The sequence below is a fragment of the Ensifer sp. genome, from assembly GCF_035999185.1.
In the GTDB taxonomy this organism is placed as follows: domain Bacteria; phylum Pseudomonadota; class Alphaproteobacteria; order Rhizobiales; family Rhizobiaceae; genus Ensifer.
The window spans coordinates 17,230-38,154 of sequence record NZ_DASYHB010000195.1; the positions used below are offsets into that span (position 1 = coordinate 17,230).

At 62.6% G+C, this 20,925-nt stretch carries 21 protein-coding genes; 7 read left to right on the forward strand and 14 right to left on the reverse strand.

Annotated features, from left to right (window positions below; genetic code table 11):
* Position 1: 1 nt before the first annotated feature.
* The gene (locus tag VGO04_RS26225) at positions 2–1,000 is read right to left on the reverse strand and encodes an ABC transporter permease (protein ID WP_327498910.1); all 999 of its coding nucleotides are present in this window, start codon (positions 998–1,000) and stop codon (positions 2–4) included.
* Positions 997–1,983: an ABC transporter permease gene (locus tag VGO04_RS26230; RefSeq protein ID WP_327498891.1), complete on the reverse strand. Its 987-nt coding sequence runs from the start codon at positions 1,981–1,983 to the stop codon at positions 997–999. The genes VGO04_RS26225 and VGO04_RS26230 overlap by 4 nt, the downstream gene beginning before the upstream one ends.
* A gap of 297 nt (positions 1,984–2,280) precedes the next feature.
* Between VGO04_RS26230 and VGO04_RS26235 the strand changes: the two genes are divergently transcribed.
* Genes VGO04_RS26235 through VGO04_RS26265 form a run of 7 tightly spaced genes read left to right on the forward strand, consistent with a single transcriptional unit; the run spans position 2,281 to position 9,713 of the window.
* Entirely contained in the window at positions 2,281–3,321 is a 1,041-nt protein-coding gene (locus VGO04_RS26235) for an ABC transporter substrate-binding protein (RefSeq protein WP_327498892.1), read from the forward strand.
* Between the two features lie 13 nt (positions 3,322–3,334).
* Positions 3,335–4,567 (forward strand): acyl-CoA dehydrogenase family protein, encoded by a 1,233-nt coding sequence (locus VGO04_RS26240; protein WP_327498893.1) that lies wholly within the window; start codon positions 3,335–3,337, stop codon positions 4,565–4,567.
* 10 nt (positions 4,568–4,577) lie between these two features.
* Positions 4,578–5,612: an ABC transporter substrate-binding protein gene (locus tag VGO04_RS26245; RefSeq protein ID WP_327498894.1), complete on the forward strand. Its 1,035-nt coding sequence runs from the start codon at positions 4,578–4,580 to the stop codon at positions 5,610–5,612.
* On the forward strand, positions 5,609–6,484 hold the full coding sequence (locus tag VGO04_RS26250) for an NAD(P)H-binding protein (protein WP_327498895.1): 876 nt from the start codon (positions 5,609–5,611) through the stop codon (positions 6,482–6,484). Before VGO04_RS26245 ends, VGO04_RS26250 begins: the two co-directional genes overlap by 4 nt.
* Entirely contained in the window at positions 6,481–7,731 is a 1,251-nt protein-coding gene (locus tag VGO04_RS26255) for an NAD(P)/FAD-dependent oxidoreductase (protein WP_327498896.1), read from the forward strand. The genes VGO04_RS26250 and VGO04_RS26255 overlap by 4 nt, the downstream gene beginning before the upstream one ends.
* Positions 7,732–7,748: 17 nt before the next feature.
* The gene (locus tag VGO04_RS26260; protein WP_327498897.1) at positions 7,749–8,399 is read left to right on the forward strand and encodes an NAD(P)-dependent oxidoreductase; all 651 of its coding nucleotides are present in this window, start codon (positions 7,749–7,751) and stop codon (positions 8,397–8,399) included.
* Positions 8,400–8,414: 15 nt separating this feature from the next.
* Positions 8,415–9,713 carry an NtaA/DmoA family FMN-dependent monooxygenase gene (locus VGO04_RS26265; RefSeq protein WP_327498898.1) on the forward strand — a complete coding sequence of 433 codons (1,299 nt, stop codon included), beginning with the start codon at positions 8,415–8,417 and terminating at the stop codon, positions 9,711–9,713.
* A 22-nt stretch (positions 9,714–9,735) separates the two neighbouring features.
* On the opposite strand, the gene VGO04_RS26270 is transcribed toward VGO04_RS26265, so the two are convergent.
* The 12 genes from VGO04_RS26270 to VGO04_RS26325 form a co-directional block, all read right to left on the reverse strand.
* Positions 9,736–11,559 carry an adenylate/guanylate cyclase domain-containing protein gene (locus tag VGO04_RS26270; protein ID WP_327498899.1) on the reverse strand — a complete coding sequence of 608 codons (1,824 nt, stop codon included), beginning with the start codon at positions 11,557–11,559 and terminating at the stop codon, positions 9,736–9,738.
* 88 nt (positions 11,560–11,647) lie between these two features.
* On the reverse strand, positions 11,648–12,238 hold the full coding sequence (locus VGO04_RS26275) for a phosphotransferase family protein (RefSeq protein WP_327498900.1): 591 nt from the start codon (positions 12,236–12,238) through the stop codon (positions 11,648–11,650).
* Positions 12,199–12,507 (reverse strand): hypothetical protein, encoded by a 309-nt coding sequence (locus tag VGO04_RS26280; protein ID WP_327498901.1) that lies wholly within the window; start codon positions 12,505–12,507, stop codon positions 12,199–12,201. The genes VGO04_RS26275 and VGO04_RS26280 overlap by 40 nt, the downstream gene beginning before the upstream one ends.
* 118 nt (positions 12,508–12,625) lie before the next feature.
* Positions 12,626–13,204, reverse strand: coding sequence for a peroxidase-related enzyme (locus VGO04_RS26285; protein ID WP_327498902.1), 579 nt, complete (start codon positions 13,202–13,204; stop codon positions 12,626–12,628).
* Between the two features lies 1 nt (position 13,205).
* On the reverse strand, positions 13,206–13,712 hold the full coding sequence (locus VGO04_RS26290) for a CMD domain protein (RefSeq protein ID WP_327498903.1): 507 nt from the start codon (positions 13,710–13,712) through the stop codon (positions 13,206–13,208).
* 32 nt (positions 13,713–13,744) lie between these two features.
* Complete coding sequence (locus VGO04_RS26295; protein ID WP_327498904.1) at positions 13,745–15,214, reverse strand: NAD(P)/FAD-dependent oxidoreductase; 1,470 nt, start codon at positions 15,212–15,214, stop codon at positions 13,745–13,747.
* A 14-nt stretch (positions 15,215–15,228) separates the two neighbouring features.
* On the reverse strand, positions 15,229–16,299 hold the full coding sequence (locus VGO04_RS26300; RefSeq protein WP_327498905.1) for an ABC transporter ATP-binding protein: 1,071 nt from the start codon (positions 16,297–16,299) through the stop codon (positions 15,229–15,231).
* Between the two features lie 5 nt (positions 16,300–16,304).
* Positions 16,305–17,096 (reverse strand): ABC transporter permease, encoded by a 792-nt coding sequence (locus VGO04_RS26305; protein WP_327498911.1) that lies wholly within the window; start codon positions 17,094–17,096, stop codon positions 16,305–16,307.
* Between the two features lie 10 nt (positions 17,097–17,106).
* Positions 17,107–18,087: an ABC transporter permease gene (locus VGO04_RS26310; protein ID WP_327498906.1), complete on the reverse strand. Its 981-nt coding sequence runs from the start codon at positions 18,085–18,087 to the stop codon at positions 17,107–17,109.
* Between the two features lie 76 nt (positions 18,088–18,163).
* Positions 18,164–19,264 (reverse strand): extracellular solute-binding protein, encoded by a 1,101-nt coding sequence (locus VGO04_RS26315; protein WP_327498907.1) that lies wholly within the window; start codon positions 19,262–19,264, stop codon positions 18,164–18,166.
* 62 nt (positions 19,265–19,326) lie between these two features.
* The gene (locus VGO04_RS26320; RefSeq protein WP_327498908.1) at positions 19,327–20,322 is read right to left on the reverse strand and encodes a LysR family transcriptional regulator; all 996 of its coding nucleotides are present in this window, start codon (positions 20,320–20,322) and stop codon (positions 19,327–19,329) included.
* A gap of 107 nt (positions 20,323–20,429) precedes the next feature.
* Positions 20,430–20,925 (reverse strand): zinc-binding dehydrogenase (locus tag VGO04_RS26325; RefSeq protein ID WP_327498909.1); only part of this gene is annotated, 496 nt, incomplete at its 5' end.

Consider the following 20,925-nt stretch of genomic DNA (forward strand, 5'->3'; position numbering starts at 1 on the left):
GTCAACGATCCCCAGAGAAGCGGGGATTGAGCGCGTCGTTCAATCCGTCACCGATGAGATTGAGAGCAAGCACCGTGAACACGATCGCGAGGCCCGGAAGGGCTGTCAGGTACCAGGCGGTTCTGACCAGTTCGCGGCCTGTGCCGATCATCGATCCCCAGCTCACCACGTTCGGGTCGCCGAGGCCCATGAAGGAGAGTGCCGATTCCATCAAGATGGCGGTTGCGACCATGACCGATGAGGTGACGATGATCGGCGGCAGCGCGTTCGGCAGGATCTCGCGAAAGATGATCCGCGAATGGCCGTAGCCGAGACTGCGAGCGGCCATGACGAAATCCTTCTCGCGGATCGCGCGAAACTCGGCTCTCGTCAGCCTTGCCACCGTCGGCCAGGAGATAACGGCGATCGCAAGCGTCACCGTTGTCGCCGAGGGCTGGACGATGGCGACGAGTACGACCAGAAGGACGAAGCTCGGAAGCGTCTGGAAGATCTCGACGAGCCGCACCAGGAGATCATCGACCCAGCCGCCGAAATAGCCGGCAATCGCGCCGACGATCACGCCGAAGGTGAGACCGAGCGCGGTTGCCATCAACCCCACGAACAGGGAAATGCGCGAGCCGTGCAGGATACCGGCAAGCACGTCGCGTCCGAGCGAATCCGTGCCGAGCGGGAAAGCCGGGTCCTGGCCCGGCCAGAGAAAAGGTTTTCCGACCATGGACAACGGGTCGTCGGGATATAGCACCGGCGCCAGCAGCGCGACACCGATCACGAGTGCGAGGAATGCCGTCCCGAACAATGCATTGGGGTTGGCGAGAAAGACACCGAGGGCTCTGCGCCCATTGGTGATCGCGACCGCCGCGGATTGCTGGGACCGCGCATCTGGCGCCTTCACATTGGACCAGGCCGGCCGCTCCGGCGCAGTCGCCTGCTCGTTCGTGGCGGGTGCGGCATAAGCGCCGCCGGTGACAGCCGGATAGGCTCCGAAATCGGCGGACATCAGCGGGCTCCAATTCGAGGGTCGAGCCAGGCGTGAACAAGGTCCACTGCGGCATTGGCGATGATGACGAGAAGAGAGGACAAAAGCAGGATGCCGAGGAGCACGGTGAAATCCCGGCCCATCACCGCCTCGAAGGCAAGTCTGCCGAGACCGGGCCAGCTATAGACCGTTTCCACCACCACGGCGCCGCCGAGCATGCCGCCGATATGCATGCCGGCCATGGTGGTAATCGGGATCAATGCGTTGCGCAGGATGTGCCTCGCGGTCACCCCGAACGGCGTCAGACCCTTGGCATAGGCGGTGCGAACGAAGTCCTGGTTCTTGACTTCGAGCATGGCGGCGCGTGTCAGCCGCGCGTAGATCGCGACGTAGAAGAGCGCGAGCGAGGTTGCCGGCAGCACCATATAGCGGGCCTTGTCGAGCAACAACGGGAGCCCTTTCAGCTGCGAGCCGATTGTGCCTGCACCGCCGCTCGGCAGCCAGCCGAGCTTGACCGAGAAGAGCACGATCAGCATCAGGCCGATCCAGAAACTCGGGATCGAGTAAAAGAGCAGCGAGAACACCGACAGCAGCCGATCGGGGATGCGCCCGGCAAACGTGGCCATCAGCGACCCGAGAACGACCCCGAGCAGGATGGCAATGAGGAGGGCAACCGCCATCAGCGTCAGTGTTCCAGGCAGACGCTGGGCGATCAGATCGGCAACCGGCATGCCGTAACGCGGCGAAAAGCCGAGGCTGAACTGCGCGAGATTGCCGAGATAGGTCGCCAACTGTTCGAGTACCGGACTGTCGAGGCCGAACCGAGCCCGCAGCGCAGCGACACTTTCTTCGGTCGCGGACCCCGCCTCACCGGCCAGGACATCGGCTGCGTCGCCGGGAGCCAGCTGCAGGAGGAAGAAGTTCAGGATCACTATTCCGAGGATGGTCGGAACTGCCTGCAACAGCGTTCGTCGAAGCGTTCGCCCAATTCTCACCAGCGCCGGCATCGATGTCGCCTCTCCGTTTGGCTGTCCGCCAACAGCGAACCTTCACCTCGGCATGGTCTTTCACCGCCGATCAATTTTATTGTTGACTAAATACATAGGCTTTGTCAAATCTGTTTTGGTAATTTCAACTCACGATCACTACGATTTAGGAACTACGTTCCCACTTTTCTCATTTTAACGGCCATATCTGGAACAGAAGTCCAACATCACCGCAATTTTCGCAATGACAGACTACGCAACGGCGTTCGGAAGAAAAACGCTTCCCGGCCCATCCCTTCAAAGACAGCGGAGAAACCCGTGACACGCAAAAATGCCATCTCACAAATCTGGTACACCCGCTGTCCTGTGCCGACGCCCGTGGGTCTTGCGACCCAGCTTGGGCTGCTCGACAAGGCATTTGCCACTGAAGGCATCACGCTGAATTCGATTATCGACAGCAAGGATCGCTCCATCCGGTCCAGCCACTTCGATCACCATCTCGACTATTCGTTTCGTCATGGCGGCAATGTTCCGCCGATCCGCGCCCGCTCGGAGGGCAATCCGACGCGTCTGGTCGGCATTACCTGGACCGATGAATTCCAGGCGATCATCACGTTGCCCGGCAGCAGGATCAAAACGACGCGCGACCTCGTCGGCCGGCGCTTCGGCATCGCGCGACGCCCGCCGGGTATTGTCGATTTCATGGCTGCCACTGCGTTGAAAGGTCTCGTGTCCGCCCTGTCACTCGAAGGGCTCGCTCCTTCCGACGTCGAAATCGTCGACATCCAGCTTACCGAAAGCGTGCTCGATGGCAGAGAAGGACCGCAACTCTACGGCCTCAGAAATCGCCAGGCCTACGGTCCGGAAGTCGCGGCACTCCTGCGTGGTGAGGTGGACGCCATTTACGTCAAGGGCACGCCCGGCATCGCCGTTGCCAACCTCTTTGCAGCCCACACGGTCGCGGAATTCGGTTTCCACCCGGACCCGAAGATCCGCATCAATTCCGGCTCGCCGCGGGTGCTAACCGTCGACGAGCGGCTCGCGGAAGATCGCCCCGATCTCGTCGCCAAGCTGATCGCGACGTTGAAGCAGGCTGGCGCCTGGGCCGAGGAGCATCCGGACGAGGTACGCCGCTTCGTCGCGCGCGAGGTCGGCGCATCGGAAGAGGTTGTCGCTGCGGCCAACGGCCCGGATCTGCACAAACATCTCGGTATCGGTCTTGATCCGGACCTGGTCGAGGCGATCGGCCACTACAAGGACTTCCTGCATGAGTGGGGGTTCCTGGCGAATAACTTCGAGATCGACACCTGGGTCGACCGTCGTCCCTGGGCCGAGCTCGAAACCCGCGCTGTCGCCTGAACGAGAGAAGCCGATGACGAATCCCACCCATTTCGAAGCGGTGATCGCGAAGGCTGAAGAGCTTGGAAGACGCTTTGGCCTGACAGCACGCCACTACGATGAAACCGGCGAATTCCCATTCGCCAATTTCGATGCGCTCCACGAGGCAGGATTGCTTGGCCTGGTGACAGCGCCCGAGCATGGCGGTCTCGGCGGCGGATTGACGGAGGCGCTGGCCGTCGTCTCGGCCATTGCCCGCGGGGAGCCCTCGACCGCCCTCGTCCTTTCGATGCACTATAACCAGCACTACTCGGTGCGCACGTCAGGCAAGTGGCCGCAGCATTTGATAGAGCGCGTGACCAGAGCCAATCGCGAGGGCGTGGCGCTGATCAATGCCGCGCAGGTGGAACCGCGCGTCGGTTCGCCATCACATGGGTCGTTGCCGGAAACCGTTGCCCGGCGCGTTGGCGATCAGTGGCGCATCACCGGCCACAAGACCTATGCGACCGGCATCCCGCTGCTGCGCTGGGTGTCAGTGCTGGCGGTCACCGACGAGCCGGAGCCACGCCTGGGCTCTTTCCTGGTGCCTACGTCGGCCGATGGCATCCGTGTTGAAAGGACGTGGAACGCGACGGGCATGCGGGCAACCAACAGCGACGACCTGATCCTCGACGATGTCGCGATCCCGCTGGAAGATGTTCTCGATTTCGCACCTGCAAGCGAAGGCCTGAAGCGCGACGAACGCATGGGCGCCTGGTACTTTTCCCTCGTCCCGGCGATCTACGACGGTGCTGCCCGCGGCGCACGCGACTGGCTGATCGAGTTTACCACCACGCGGGCACCCGCAAGCCTCGGCGCACCGCTCTCGACCGTGCCCCGCATCCAGGACGGCCTCGGCGAAATCGAGGTACTGCTGACGGTCAATCGCAGGCTCCTGCGCTCGATTGCAGAGGATTTTGACAGCGGACGCGCTTTCGGCGCCGATGCCGCCGCGGTCAAGCACACGGTGATCGCCAATGCGATCGCGGTGACCACGCTGGCCCTGGAACTGGGCGGCAACCCCGGCATCAGCCGCGACAATCCGCTGGAGCGCCACCATCGCGACGCACTTTCCGGCAAGGCGCACGCGCCGCAAAACAACCTCATCCGGACAATGCTCGCCAAGGCCGCGTTCAGCCGGCACGCAGCCACCCCTGCCGTCGCGCTCGAGCCGGTTCCCGTTCGGCCTCCCCAGCAACCCCGTCTTGCCGTCGTCGGCGGCCGCTAGGAATTCCGTTATGTCTTCCCTCTCTTCCGTCTGGTACACCCGCTGCCCCGCCCCGACCCCCTTGTCGATCGCCCATCAGCTCGGCTGGGTCGACAAGCAGTTTCAGAGCGCCGGCGTTACCGTCCGCTCGATCCGCGACAGCAAGGATCCGTCGGTCCGCCAGAGCCACTTTACCCATGCGCTGGATTATTCGTTCCGGCAGGGAGGCAATATTCCGCCAATCTGGGCGCGGTCCGGCGGGCGTGAAACGCGGGTCGTCGGCATCACCACGACGGACGAATTTCAGGCGATCATCGCGCTTCCCGGCTCGGGGATCGCGGTCGCCAAAGACCTGAAAGGGCGCCGGATCGGCGTGCCGCGCAAGCCCAAATCCGATGTGGTCGATTTTCAGCGCGCCACCGCGTTGAAGGGCATCGTTTCAGCGCTTTCGCTCGATGGCCTCGATCACGGCGATGTTGATCTCGTCTATCTCGATACCGACGAGGGCAACCTGATCGAGCGCGGCAACGCCGCCTTCCTAGGCCTGAAGCGCCGCTACCCCTACGGCGACGAGTTGCTGGCGCTCGCGTCAGGCAGGATCGACGCCTTTTTCGTCAAGGGCGCGGAAGGCATCGTGCTCGCCAACCAGATCGGCGCCGTCGTGGTGTCGGAATTCGGTTTCCACCCGGACGCGAAGATCCGCATCAACAACGGCACGCCAAGACCGCTGACGGTCGACGCCCGCTTTCTTGACGAGCACTTCGACCTTGTCGTCGATCTTGTCGTGACAGTTGCGGGCGTTGGCGACTGGGCGGCTTCCAACCCGGATACGGCCGTTCGCTTCATCGCCAACGAGATCGGCGTCGGCGAGGATGCGGTCTGGGCGGCGAACGGACCGGACGTAGCTCGCCATCTCGCGCTGACACTGGACCAGGGCCAGATCGCCGCCTTCGACCACTTCAAGCGCTTCCTTCTCGATTGGGACTTCATTCCTCAAGATTTCGACATCTTCGGCTGGATCGACGAGCGGCCGCTTGAAGCCGCTTTGCGGCGGACAGCTGCATGAGCAACCGACCGATCCTCGTGACCGGCGCCACGGGCAAGCTCGGCCGGCTCATCGTCGAGCGACTGCTCGCCCGCGGGCAGCCCGTTCGCGTCTTTACCCGGCGGCCCGATGCAGCAGGTGCGCTATTTGGTGGGGCCGTGCAGATCGCTCCAGGCGATTTCGGCGATCGACGCGCACTCGACGCGGCTGTTCAAGGGGTTGGACGGCTTCTCCTTCTGTCGCCGATCAGTGCCAGGCTCGTCACAGATCAGATCGCCGTCGCCGACGCGGCTGTCGCAGCGGACGTCGCCCGCATCGTCAAGATCTCGGGCTCCGACTGGACGATCGAACCGGCGGGCAACTCGATCTCCGGTGCGGCACACGCTGCCGTGGAGCGCTACCTCACTGAGTTGCCGACCGAAACGGTTTCGCTTCGGCCCAACGCCTGGATGCAGGTCTCGCTCGCCAACACCATCAGGCTGGCGATCACGAACGGTCAGGTCGTCGCCGCCAACCTCGACGCCGGCATTGGCTATATCGACGCGCGCGACATCGCCGATGTCGCCGTAGACCAGCTTCTTGCCGACCGAGTTCGGGGCCGCACGCTCAACCTCACCGGCCCGGACATCGTCTCGTTTCGGCAGATTGCCGCGCTGCTGGCGTCCGCGTTGAAACGGCCGGTTGCGACCCTTGAGAAGCCGCCCCAGACTGTCCCTGGAGATGGCGACTTCGAGCATCGCGCCGTTGCGCAGTTCGTAAGGCTGATTGCGAGCGGCCGCGCCGCGACAACGACCGATGTCGTTCAGAGCCTGCTCGGCCGGTCGCCCCGCAGCGTCGCAGACTTCATCCTCGAGCAAGTCGCCACAGCAGCAATCCCCGAGTATCAGCCATGACCATCCCATTCGTCGATGTTGCCATTATCGGTGGCGGGCCGGGCGGCCTCGCACTGGCGCAAGGCCTGAAGAAGAACGGCATCGAAACCGCCGTCTTCGAGCGGGATCCGGTCCGGTCGGACTATGTGCAGGGTTTTCGCATGCGCATCCGGCAACGGGGTCTCGACGCGCTTAAGGCAAACCTGCCGCCGCATCTTTACCAGACATTTCTCGACACGCTCGGCCTTGCTCCAACCGAAAACCTGATCCTCGACGAACGGTTCAACCGTCTGGATGATGCCGGACAGGCAGACCGTGAGCCCGAAGACACCCATATCGAAAAGTCGGTCAGCCGGATCACGCTCAGGCAGATCCTTCTGTCCGGGCTCGACGGCGCGTTCCATACCGGCAAGCGCTTCGAGCGCTACGAGCCGCTTGCGGACGGGACGGTGATTGCGCACTTTTCCGACGGCTCGGCCGTACACGCCAATCTGCTGATCGGCGCCGATGGCGCGGGGTCTGCAATCCGTCGCCAGTTGCTGCCTGATCTCAAGAGCATCGACACGGGCGTGCGGCGTCTTGCCGGCAAGATCACCCTCGACGCCGCGGCACGGCACGGTATCTCGCCGCTTCTCACCGAGTTCAATACCAACATTCGTCCACGCGACGGACGTGGACTGATGATCACCAGCCACAGGGTCGATCCATCCGCCTGCGCACGTCATGACCTCATCGGCGGCGAGGACCCAGGACATGCCGGCATCACCGGCTTCCATTTCAACAACTCCACCAGCTACACTTGGTGGAACACGGCCTACGATACGGATGAACTCGGGCCGGACGAGGTGCTTGAAACGCGCGACGGTGCGGCACTCCTCGAAACCCTCCTTCAGCGCATCGGTCACTGGGACGAGCGTATCCTGAAGCTCATCCGCCACAGCGACCCGTCGACGGTCGCCTTCCTCAAGGTCAGGAGCTCCACGCCCGGTGCAGTATGGCAAAGCGGGCCGGTGACGCTGCTCGGCGACGCCATCCACGCCATGACCTATTTCCGCGCACTTGGCGGCAACACGGCGCTTTACGATGCCGGATTGCTCGTTTGCGAGCTTGTGGCCGCACGGCGCCACAGCAAACCGCTGCTCGCCGCCGTGAACGACTACGAAAACGTCATGCGCGACCACGGCTACGAGGCCGTGCGGTCCTCGCTTTCAGCCATGCAGCGCAATGTCGGCGCCAATCGACCGCTGAAAGCCATACCTGCCCTCTAGCTTAGGAAAGATTGATCATGTCCATCGTCGTCTTCGGTGCTTCCGGAAACATCGGCAGCAACATCCGCAAGGAGGCCTTGTCGCGCGGTCATCGCGTGACGGCCGTGACGCGCGCTAGCCCGCTTGAACCCGCCGAACACCTGACGGTCCTGAAGGCGGACATCGCCGATCCGGAACAGGTGGCAAAGATCGTCGCCGGCCACGACGCGGTCATCAGCGCCTATAGTCCCGGCCTGCGCCGCCATTCGGCCGAAGATGCCGCAGTGCTCATCGAGAAGGCGCATGCCTCGCTTTTCGAAGGCGTCAAGCGCGGCGGAGTCCGCCGCATCATCATCGTCGGCGGGGTCGGAAGCCTTGAGGCAAGCCCGGGCGTCGACGTGGTCGATAGCGATTTCTATCCCGCCGAACACAAGGCCCATACGCTGCGCAACCGCGAGATCCTGCGCAGCCTCAAACGCGGCGAGCACGACCTCGACTGGACCTATGTGTCCCCGCCCCTATCCATCAAGGCCGGGGAGAGAACCGGCCGCTTCAGACTGGGCGAAGATGCTCTGCTGCGCGACGAAGCCGGCGACAGCCAGATCTCCGAAGCCGATTTCGCCATCGCGATACTCGATGAATTCGACAAGGGGCGGTTCATCCGCCGCCGCTTCACCGCGGCCTATTGAAGGACAGATATCCCCATGTCCCGCACGCTCAATCTCAACGTCGGCATCAACACCACGGGCTATCTGCCGGCGGCCTGGAGATACCGCAGCGGCAACCGTCACGACATCTACGATCCCGACTACTATCGTCGCCTGACCGAACTCGCCCATAGGGGCCTGTTCGACGCGGTGTTCTTTTCCGACCATCCGGCCCTGATGACGGATCCCGACACTCGGCCGTTCCATACCATCGACCCGCTGATCCTCTGTACGGCACTTGCGGCACAGGTACCCGACATCGGCTTCGTCGCCACGATGTCTTCGACCTACAATTCGCCCTACAACCTTGCCCGCCGCACCCAATCGACAGACATCGTTTCCGGCGGCCGGCTGATCATCAACATTGTCTCGTCGTTCAATCCGAACGTAGCTGCCAACTTCGGCTCGGCGCCGCTGCCGCCGCGCAACGAGCGTTACGCCAAGGCGTCCGAATTTCTCGACGTCGCCAAGAAGCTCTGGGCGAGCTGGGATCCGGCCCGCGAAGGGGACGTTTCGCAAGACCGGTTCTGGGACGCCAACGCCGCCCACGCCATCGACCATGAGGGCGATCATTTCACTGTCAGGGGACCACTGAACGTGCCGCGCGGCCCGCAGGGCCACCCGGTGATCGCGCAGGCAGGTGCGTCCGAAGGCGGCATCGAACTCGCCGCCCGCCATGGCGAGATCATCTATTGCAACATCCTCTCCCGCGCCGCCGGAAAGGCCTTTGGCAAAAAGGTCAGGGACCGCGCCACTGCCCTTGGTCGCGACCCGAAGGGCATCCGGATCGTGCCCGGGTTGGTGGTGATCCTCGGCGAGACGAAGGAAGAAGCATTGCGCAAGCACGAGCTCTTCAGCGGCACCGGTTCGGAAGACGGACTGCTTGCGCGCTTCGCCAGGGAGAACGGCATTGATCCCGATGGCTTCGATCCGGACGCGGTGCTCGACGCCGAACGCTTCATCCCGGATCCGAACCGTCTGCAGGCCGTCGGGATGGGCCTTGGCCTTTCCGATCTGCTGACGCACGAGAGGCTGACGGCACGGCAGGCCGTGCGGCGCTCGGAGGGGCACCACCGCCTGCTGCTCGGCACACCGGAAGAGGTGGCAGATGGCCTCATCGACCTGTGGTCCGACGGCACAGTCGACGGCTATACGCTCCAGCCGCCACGAGCACCCGACGACATAGAAGAATTCGTCGCAAAGGTAGTTCCGATCCTTCAGGATCGCGGTGTCTATCGTCGTCGCTATGCGGAAAAAACCATACGGGAGCGCTATGGCTTGCCTTTTCCAGGCTAGAGCATCGTGACTTCAAGAAGGGTCAGCGTTCCGGCAATCCTGCCTGCCGCAAACCCGCGGCCATCTGATCCTCCCACTGCGATATGTTCCTGAACCAGGGCAAGGCTCGATACCTTTCGATGGTGAAGCCGGGTTCGCCTGCCAACAATTTTCGCGCAGCCCAACGGGCGGTCTGAAGATCGCCGCTCATCGCCGACCAGGCGGCGAGGTGGCGATAGGTCCAGGTCACGTCAGGATAGGTGTTGACGACGTCATGGGCGATTGCAATGGCCTGCGAAAGAGCGCCGCCCATGGCCAGGGAAAAGGCCATGCCCAACCTCATGTTGAATGCCAGCGGATCTCTTGGGCTGAGCGTCATCGCACGTTGAAAACGTTCCGTCGCGCGCGCGGCTTCGTCCTTGTAGATTGCGAGCCAGCCCAGGCGCGCCCACGCCCAGGCATTGTTGGGATCAAGCGTCAGCGCCTTTTCGAGAAAGATGGTGGCGCGTTCCTGGTCGCCGCAGATGCTCATGGCCGCGCCCGCAGCCGTCAGCGCGGTTGGATCATCGCTGATCAACCCCGCAGCCTCGACCGCTGCGCACGCCTTTTCCAACTCATGCTCCGGCTGTTCGCTCCAGAGGTAGGAGGCGTTTGCGGCGTGGCACCACGCCAAAAGCGCGTGCGCGCGGCCGTAGCCCGGATCGGCGGCGATCGCCTGGCCAAGCTGTTCGATCGCCTGGCTGTTGGTTTCTCTTCGCCGACCCCAAAGGTTCGGGTAGGCGCGCATGACGAGATCGTAGGCCCTGAGACTGGCGGGCGGCTTGCGCTTGGAAAGCTCGATCTCGGCATCGCGAATGGCGGGATGAATGGCCCCCGCTACCTGCGCCGCAATGCGGTCCTGGAACTCGAAAACATCCTCTATCGCGCCCTCGTAGCGATCGGACCAGAACTGGGTCCTTGTCTCCGCGTCGACCAGTTGCACGGAGATGCGCAACCGGTCGCCGCCCCGGCGAACAGTGCCTTCGACCACATAATTGACGCCGAGTTCCCTGCCGACCTCGCGCACGTCGGCGAAGCGCCCCTTGTAGGTGAATGCGGATTGTCGCGCGATGACAAAGAAATCCCGAACGCGCGACAGCGCGGCGGTGATCTCCTCGACAACACCGTCCACGAAATACTCGTCGCCGTGACCGCTGAGGTTGTCGAAGGGCATGACCACGATCGACGGCTGGTCCTTGCCACGGCGGGCCGCAACTGGTGGCACGGGCACCATCGCGCCTTCGACCGGCGCGTCGTTCTGCCAATCGACCCGATAGACGGAGATTGGCCGGGGGATGTTCTTCAAGTTCTGCTCGCCGAGGCTGATGAGCGCAAACGGCACCTTGCCGTCGAGATGATCGCGAACCGCTGCGGAAATGCAGATGCCTGCCGGAGCGGCGAACGCCTGCACCCGCGCCGCGATGTTGACGCCGTCGCCGAGAAGATCGCCCCCGGATACAACGACATCGCCGAGATTGATGCCGATGCGGAACTCCAGGCGGCGATCGGATGGGGGCTGATCCGGGAGGTTCAACAGACGGCGCTGGATTTCAACGGAGCACCGGACGGCCTGAACCGCACTTGGGAACTCGGCGACAAAGCCGTCGCCTGCGCTGCCGAAGATGCGGCCGCCATGCACGCTGACCAATTCGGCAATCACCCCACGGCAGAGATCAAGCGCACGAACGGTCCCCTCCTCGTCCAGCGCCGCAAGGCGGCTGAAGCCGGCAACATCGGCCGAAAGGATGGCTGCAAGCTTTCGATCCACAGCAGTGACTGCTCCTGCGGGCCCGATATCGTTGGGCTTGTCATGCGCATATTCACACATCCGCAGATGTTTGTCGCCGGCGGGATCGGATGAAAGATGGCTGGTTGGCGGGGCCGTATCGTCCGTGCATGCATTCGGTCGATTTCAATCAATCTGCGAACGCCTCGACGCCTGCCCGCAGGGCATCGTGGTCATCGTGTTCCAGACCGTGCAGGATATCGAGCAAGGGGAAGGTGAGCCGATAAAAACTCATGCGCCTGCGGATCCCCTGGTCGGATTGAAGGCGATGCAGGATCGTGTCGACAAAGACGTCTCCAAGACCGGCGGCAAGGCTCGCGTAGTCATAGGCCGGGTCGCCGACTTCGCAGCCGGAAAAATCGATCACGCCGGTGAGGCGGCCTTCGTGCACGAGGATGTTGCCCGTGCCGAAATCCCCGTGAACGATTAAGCGCGGAAGCCTGTCGCAGACGTTCAGGAAGTCGCGGAAAGCCTGACGCAGCTGGGGGACGGCATTCGGAGCAATTAAAGGAAAGGCCAGTGTCTCGCAGCGCACGAGCAGGTCGTGCCAGTCCGTCGAAGGCGGAGCTGTCGTGCGCTCGGGCAGCAAGGCAACGGGGACGGCGTGCAAGACGCATAAGAAATCACCGAGATCCGTTGCCAGCGCACGTTGCTCGTCCTCGTCCAGTTCAGCCAGCGTCGTTAGTGCTTGTCCCGGAAGTCGACGATGAAGCGAGAACAACGGGTTCCGATGCGCCGAAGCTTCAGCCGCGGCACATCGGTTGAAAGCAACGGACCCAGCGCCGCAAGCACCCGAGCTTCGCGTTCAAGGGCGCGCTCGGCCTCCGCATGCAGCGGAATGCGCAGGATTTCGCCGCCGACATCGTAGACGCGGTTGTTCTGTCCGACACCGACGAACATGGGTTGCACGTCGGGAGGGAAGCCGAGGCCTTTCACGATCTCCGCAAGAGGCATGCTCTCGAAGGACTGCCGGGCGAACTCGTCTTTCATCGGCGCGCTCGCAGCCCGTTTTTCCAACTCATCCATCAAAGGTTGTATGATCGCATATCAACAGCGAAGCAACCCAAGTTTATCGCCAGGCGCGCAAGGCGCCAGACGCGTGTTCCACTCAGTCCAGCCGGTGCGGTTCGCCGAGCGTATGCATCAGCCGATTGGCCCAACCGAAAATCGCGACCGCATGGATGAGATCGAGGATTTGCAGGTCGTCGAGCCCGATCTCGCGCAAATGATAGAACTGGTAGGCGCCGACATTGTCGGGATGGGCCGTCAGGTCGACGCCGAAATTGAACAGGGCCTGCTCGAAATCCGGTAGGTTCGCATCAAGGCCGCTGCCATAAATTTCGTCCACCACCTCCGGACGCTTTTCGAGCTGGATGTAGCGCGCCGCATGGACCGAAGCGCAATAGATGCAGCGGTTGACGAAGGAGGCGGCGAGCGCTCCGATCTCTCTCCCACCCCGGGAAAGTCCGCCTTCGCTGTACATGATGTCGTTGAACAGCGGCGTGCGTTCTTTCAAGGTTTCCGGGTCGTTGGCGAGTACCAGGACATAGTCCGAGATCTTCTTGTTCGATGGCGTGATCTTCAGCGCGTCGAGTTGATCGGGCGTTGCAGTATTGACGTCGACCGGCTTGACGTAAGGTTTCCAGTCGAGCGGTTCGATGGTGAATTCGTGAACGGGTTGCGCCATGTCAGTTATCCCTCAGCATCTTGAGGCCGGCCACCACCAGGACCTGATAGTTCACGAAGGCGATGAGGCCGGCGAGCGTGACGATGTCGCGATCGTCAAGGCCTGCGGCGGCGAGCTTTTCGATGTTGGCGCGCGTCGCGTCTTTGGGCGAAAGCGTGACCAGGTCGACATGGACAAGGATCGCCGCAAGCCGCGCATCTGACCCCTCGGGTCGGCTCCCCGGATCGACGATCGCCGCAAGACCGGATCCCCCCTCCTCTCTTTCGAGCAGGGTGCGGAAGTGCGCGGAAAGCTCCTGCGATTTCCAGAGCGTGGCCATGCGGGCCGCAAGCGCAGCGCGCAGCGCATAGGAGAAGTTGCGTGGCTCTGCGGGACGGAGGGCTGCCTGGTAGCTGGTCTCGCTCAGGTGCTTCAGCTTCGCCCGCTGTTCGCGCAGTGCCTCAAGGTCGGGGAAGCGCTCGAGCCCGAGAACGGTGTCGATCACGTCGTTTGTCGATGGAACAGTCATTGGTTTTCCAGTCGTCTGCAAGTGCGAGAGGTTCAGGCGGTCTTCTGCGCCGGCTCACTGGCGTCGGCGTCCACCCATTCGGTCCCGTCGAGTTCAGGCTTCTCGTAGGCCAGCAGCGCCTCCCAGTGATAATCGACATCACGAATGAACAGGGAAGAAGCGATGCCGCGCGCCAGCCAGAGGGCGCCCTCACTGATGGCCGGGATGTCACCGCTGACCTTGCCGACACTGACGGAAGCACCGTAGTTGAAGCAATGGATGTCGTTCAGCCAGGGCGCCGTTCCCGCCTCCTTTTCGGTGAAGGAGAAGTCGCCCTTCAGCCAGGGGAAGCGCCCAAGCCCGGGATTCTCCTCCCCTGCCGGCGGATCATAGCGGTCCTCCCAGCAGGCAATTTTGTCCTGATGCGGCGCAAGCTCGCCGCGGCTCAGCGGATCGATGGAGAAGCCGGTACCAAGGATGACGAAATCGGTGCGGAAGATGCGGCCGCTGGTGGTGGTGATGACGACCTCGCCGCCGTCTTCCTTCATCGACCGGATGCCGCAGTCGAAGTGGAAGGAAGCGTTCGGATGTCGACTGACCCGAAGGGTTGAGTTATGCGGCGCCGGCGTCTGCTGCTTGGCCGCATAATCCATCAATCGCCAGCGCCACTCCGGTGAGATTTCCGCGAAACCTGCGGTGACGCCATAAGAGCCGATCCCCATCAGTTTGTTGACTGTCGGCATCTCCTTGCGCCGGGCAAGAAGGCGAACCTCCCCTGCCCCCTGCTCAAGTGCCTCCGCCGCATTGTCGACCGCCGACGCGCCGACACCGATGACGACGACGCGCTTGCCCTTTAGCCGATCGAAGTCGATGTCATCGGCCGAGTGCGCCCAGGACGTGTGCCGCTCCATGCCCCTGACGAAAGCGGGAATGGTCGGCTCACCGAGCCCGTCGCGGCCTGTCGCCATCACCAGTTTCCGGGTGATGATCGCAGGCTTTGCCCCGCCGGCTATTTCGAGCTCCAGAAGCCCGTCGGCGCGCGGCACAACACGGGTGACGTTTGTGTCGTTCTCGACCGGAATGTCCATGACGTCGCGATACCAGCGCAGATAGTCCATCCACATTGGCCGCGGGATCCGGAAGAGTTCCTTCCATTCCGCCTCGCCGTTCAGTGCCGTGAACCAGGCGCGAAAGCTGAGTGAGGCAACCCCGAGCGCCGGGCCAAGAAGGATTTTCGGCGAGCGCAGGGTTTCCATCCGCGCATAGGTAACCCAGGGCCCTTCAAAACCCTTCGGCGCGCGATCGACGATCCGCAGATTGGCGATGCCAGCGCGTGTGAGCGCATGCCATGCGACGAGCCCACACATGCCGCCGCCAATCACCACCACGTCGCTGACCGCGTCGCCCGCCGCTGTCCTGACGGGTTTCGACCAGTTTTCCGGCGGATAGTTGAGATAGCTGAGATCCTGCTTTACCTGCGCATTCAGCTTCGCAAGCCGCTCCTGCTGTTGACTTGTGCTCATCCCCGGTCTCCTCTTCAGTTCGCCAACAGGACGGCATCGCGTTCGCGCCACCCCACCCAGACGTCGTCCCCTTCGATATGTGAAAGCGCCACCGGGTCGATCTGCACCGCAAGTGTGCTGCCGTCATCGAGCGTGACGGTGAGCGCGGTGTGCGCACCCTTGAAGACGCGTTCTGTGATGCGGCCGTTGAGCGAGGGGCGCCCCTCGGGCCTGCGCGACACGCAGTAAAGCGCCTCCGGACGCAGGGCCAAGGTGACATTGTTGCCGGCTGCGGGTGCCGCTCCGTTGACGTCCGCGTGCACCAAGTTGCCGCGCCAATTGATGGCGGCAATTCCATCGGATACAGCGGCAACGGTGCCCTCGAGAAAATTGCTCTGGCCGATAAAATTCGCGACGAAACGGTTGCGAGGCCGGGCATAGAGTTCGTCGGGGCCGCCCATCTGCTCGATCCTGCCCTTGTTCATCACCACGATGACGTCGGACATGGTCAGCGCCTCCTCCTGGTCATGGGTGACGAAGATGAAGGTCTTGCCAGTCTTCTGCTGGATCGACTTGAGCTCGATCTGCATCTGCTGGCGCAGCTTGGCATCGAGTGCCGAAAGCGGCTCGTCGAGCAAGAGCACGTTCGGATCGGGCGCCAGCGCCCGCATCAGGGCAACGCGCTGGCGCTGCCCTCCGGAAAGCTGCGCGGGCATGCGATCGGCATGATCCTCAAGCGCGACGAGCGAGAGAAGCTCCGTGACCCGCCGATGGATCGCGGCGCTCTCCATGCCCTTCAGTTCCAGGCCGAAGGCGATGTTGCGGCCGACCGTCAGATGCGGAAACAGCGCATAGTCCTGAAAGACGATGTTGACGTTGCGTTTGTTGGGCGGCAGGTGCGAAATCGGCTTGCCCTCGAGGTAGATCTCCCCCGAAGTCGGGCTGTCGAAGCCACCGAGCATACGCAGCGTCGTCGACTTGCCGCAGCCGGAAGGGCCGAGCAGCGTGACGAACTGGCCGGGCGCGATCGAAAGGTCGAGATCATCGACGGCGGTCAGCGCCCCATAGGATTTGTTGATGTTCTTGAAATGGACGACAGGCTGCATTGGCGTCAGCTCCTGCTACGGCGGGTATGATGTTCGGCATAGATGCCGATGGCGGTGGTGACGACGAGCACGATGGTCGCCATGGCGTTGATCTCCGGCGACATGCCCCCTTGCACCTTGGCGAAGATGAGCATGGGCAAGGTCGGCTGGTAGCCGCCGAGGAAGAAGGTGCGCACGAAGTCGTCGATGCTGGTCAGCACGCAGAAGATCATCCCGCCGAAGAGCGCCGGCATCAGATACGGGATGGTGACGCGCAGGAAGGCGACGAAGGGATCGGCGCCGAGATCGCGCGCCGCATCCACCAGATTGGCCGGCATCGAACGCAGCCGGGTCAAGACCATGATGACCACGAACGGGACGGCATGAACCGTATGTGCCAGCACGATCGCAAAGGTTCCGGTCGGAATGTCCACGGCGCGGATGAAGATGCGCATCGAGATCGCGTTGATCAGTCCTGGAACCACGGCGGGCAGGCAAGCGAGTGCAAAGATGACCGCCTTGCCCCAGATATTTTCTGCAGAAACGAGCAGTGCGATCCAGACGCCGATGATCGTCGCCGAGACGGTGGTCGCAAGTGCAATGCCGATCGAATAGAGCGAGGCTTCGAGGAACTGCTTGTCCTGGACCACCTTGCCGTACCAGGACAGCGTCCAGTTGCCGATTGGGAAGGCGATGAAGTTCGCATCCTTGAAGCTCATCGCCACCATCAGCGTCAGCGGCAACGCCAGATAGACGGCAAAGAGCCAATAGGATGCGCCAAGTGCGGTTTTGGGAAGATCGTTGAAATAGGTTCGCATCATTCCGCCCTCACATCAGCCGGACCGAGCGGCCGCCGACGACCCGCATGAACAGTCCGACGGTCGTCAACGACACCGCCAGCATGATCATCGAGAAGGCGGCGCCCTCCGGCCATTTGTCGTTCGATCCGTGGAACAGCGTCGCGATGACCTCGGGAAAGATGACCGCATTCGGGCCGCCAAGAAGCAGCGGGGCGGCAAAGACGCCGACGGACGTCAGATAGACGAGGCTGCAACCCGACACGATGCCGTCCTTGGAGAGCGGCAGGATGACCCTGCGGAACCTCTGGAAGGGTCCGGCACCGAGATCGGCTGCCGCCTGGATCAACGGCGTCGGGATTTTCTCGATCGCCGAATAAAGCGGCAGCAGCATGTAGAGCGCCAAGAGGTAGATGACGCCGAAGCTCAGCGAGAAGAAGGTGTAGAGCATCGGGATCGGCCGGTCGATGAAGCCGAACTCGCGCAGAAGCACGTTCAGCGCCCCGCGATTGGCAAGCAGCATGATGACCGAGAAGGTGCGGATCAGTTCGCCGGCCCAGAAGGGAATGAGCAACAGCAACAAGGCCCGCATGCGGTTCTTCGGCTTGACCACCTTTGCGACGTAGTAGGCAACCGGATAGACGATCACCAGCGTCGAGATCGTCACCACCGCAGCAAAGATCAGGCTGCGGACGAAGGGCACGAAATAAAGCCGGTCGGAGAAGAACAGTCCGTAGTTCGCCAACGTGTACTCGCTGCTCTTGTCCGGTTGCGGCGGATAGTTGGCGAGAAGGCTGATATTGGCCATCTGCAGGATCGGCCCGATATGCAGCATGGCGATCCAGATAAGCGGCACGCCGGCAAGCACGGCGAGACGCACGCGCCGGCTATCGACGAGAAGCTCGATCGTATGGCGATACAGTCCCGAGCTGGCCGCCCTGCCGATCCATCCGGCATAGCGCGGCACCGTCGGCAAACCGGCGGATTGCGGTTGCGTTGTCCTGTCCAGCATTCTCTTTGTTCCCGGCTCTGGAAGAGTCCATTTTTGATGGGCGATCGGCCAAAGCCGATCGCCGAGATTGCAGCCGTCAGGCTGATTTGATTTCGGCGGCGGCCTTGTCGATCATGTCGTTCTTCATGTCGCGGTTGACCGAACTGAAGAACTGGATGCGTTCGACCTGTTCCGGCGGCAGCGACAGGGCGGCGCGCTCCTTGTCGTCGAGCACCTTGTCGACACCGTCGAAGGCCGAGGAGAAACCGGACTGGCGTGTCATCGCCGCACCGATTTCCGGTGACGACAGCATGGCGTCGAGGAAGGTGTAGGCGGCGTCCGCATTCGGCGCGTTGTTGACGATGTTGAAGGAATAGAGGAAGCCGAACGTCCCTTCCTTCGGCACCGAGATCTCGATCGGGTGGCCGTCCATGATCAGCTTGGCGGCCGGCCCGGACCAGGCCTGCGCCAGATAGATGTCCTCGTTCACGAGCATCTGCTGCAGCTCGGAGCCGGCATCGTAGTATTTGCGAACCTTGTCCTTGTGCTGGATGAGGAAATCGCGAGCCTGGTTCGTTGCGGCCTGCGCGACATCGGGCTTGTCGCCATAGGTCACGTAATCACCGTCATTGCCCTGGTAGCGCATGACGATCGAGAGGAAGTCGCTGACGATGTAGGACGTCAGGTTCTTGTTTTCGTCATCGAACATGATCGCCCAGCTATCGGAGGCCTTGGCGTATTCGGTGTTGCGCACGAGACCCTCGAAGCCGGCAAGCAAGGGAACGCCGAAGGTCTTGCCGTCGACGGTCAGCTGCGGCGCGCCCCTATAGGCGGCGGCAAGCTTGTCCCAGTTCTTCAGCCGCGCGGTGTCGAGCGACGAGAGCAGGTTCGATTTCATGAACTGAGAGAGGCGGTGGCCGGTCACGGTCACGATGTCGGTGGAGGGTGCAGCTCCTTCGGCGGTCAACAGGTTGTACTGCTTGCCCTGGTCGTCGGTCAGGCGGATGCGCACTTCGATGCCGGTATCCTTCTGGAACTGGTCGATGAAGGACTGCGGTACGAACTTGTCATAGGTCGTGATGTTGACGACCTTGCTCTGGGCGAAGGCCGGGCGGATGATCGAAGGCGCTGCGAGCACGCCGGCCCCGGTTGCCAGCAGCTTCATGGCCGATCGGCGGGTTACGTCAAAATTGTTCATCTCGTTCTCCTCATTTTGGCAGGCTCGATTTTCGTTTGAGCGTTTAGAGCTTTTGCTCCCCTTTATTTCGCCGCCGGGTTGTCCGGTGGCGCACCAATGCCGGCGGTCCTGCCGGCAAGGCTCCTTTCGGCGATGCGCGCCATCTGCTTGGGATCGTGGACAGTCAGGTCCGGCATCCGCTCCGACGCGATCCGCGAAATGCGTTGGATGAGTTCCCGGACCCCCGCCGAGAGCGGGCGGGAGGCGGCCGACAGGATCGCCCAGAGGAAGGGGATCTCGACGTCGAGCGGCCGAACTACGATCGGCGCCGATTGCAGGCCGTAGGCGGTCGCCGGTTCGATAATCGCCACGCCCAGGCCGAGCGATGCGACCTGCACCGCGTTGTTGGCCGCGTTGGTGGCAATGATCCGAGTGGGTCGCACGCCCGCCGCTTCGAGCGCTTCATCGACGCTGTGGCGCAGCCGAAACGGATTGGACATGGTTACAAGCGTGCGCCCGGCAAGATCGGAGATCGAGATTACGTCCTTCGCGGCCAGTGGATCGTGCGACGCCACGGCGGCCACGCAGCGCCCCTCGAAGAAGCCCTGCACCTCCAGGCCTGGCTGATCGGCCGGCAGCGATGTCACGCAGAAATCCGCCGTGCGGGCGAACACCGACTGCACCGCCGCCTCTGCGGGCATGCTGCGCAGATTGATCGTGTGCGGCAGCAGATGGTCGGGCAATTCGGCAAGGGCGATAGGGATGATGCCGCTGGCAAAGGCCGGCGTCGCGGCGATCTCGATCGGCTCGGGTTCCTTGCCGGCGATCGCCTTGGCCCGGTTGCGCAGGTGCCCGATGCCGCTGACAAACCGCTCCGCATCGTCATGGAAGGCGATCCCCTTGTCGGTCGGGGCGATCCTCGGGCCATTGCGCTCAAACAACGCAAAACCGAGCGACGTCTCCAGATCCTGAATGAGGCGCGTCACCTGTGACTGGGAACGGTCGAGCAGGCGGGCAGCGCCGGTGATGCTGCCCGTCGACATGACTGCGAGAAAGGCCTCGAGGTCGCGAACTTCCATAGATTATCATGCGCTCCTTGCATGGTAGATAATCAATAGTGCATAAAACGCATTCTCAGTTCTAGTGACAAAAGACAATTTTCTTCATTTCGCGGTGGCGCGCCGCCTCACCAGTCCATGACCACCTTGCCGGAATTGCCGGAGCGCATGGCCTCGAAGCCGTCGCGGAACTCGTCGATGCCGATGCGGTGGGTGATGACGGGGGAAAGGTCAAGGCCGCCCTGTACGAAGGCGATCATCTTGTACCAGGTCTCGAACATCTCGCGGCCGTAGATGCCCTTCAGGTTGAGCATCTTGAAGATCACCTTGTTCCAGTCGATCTCGAAGCCTGCCGGCGCAATGCCGAGGATGGCGATCTTGCCGCCATTGTTCATCTTGTCGATCATGTCGCGGAAGGCAGGGGCGGCACCCGACATCTCCAGCCCGACGTCAAACCCCTCGGTCATGCCGATCGCCTTCATCACGTCGGCAAGGTTCTCCTTCGACGCATCGACGACATGGTCGATGCCGACGCTCTTGGCGAGCGCCAGCCGCGTCGGGTTGATGTCGGTGATGACCACCTTGCGCGCACCCGAACGCTTGGCAACCATCGCCCCCATGATG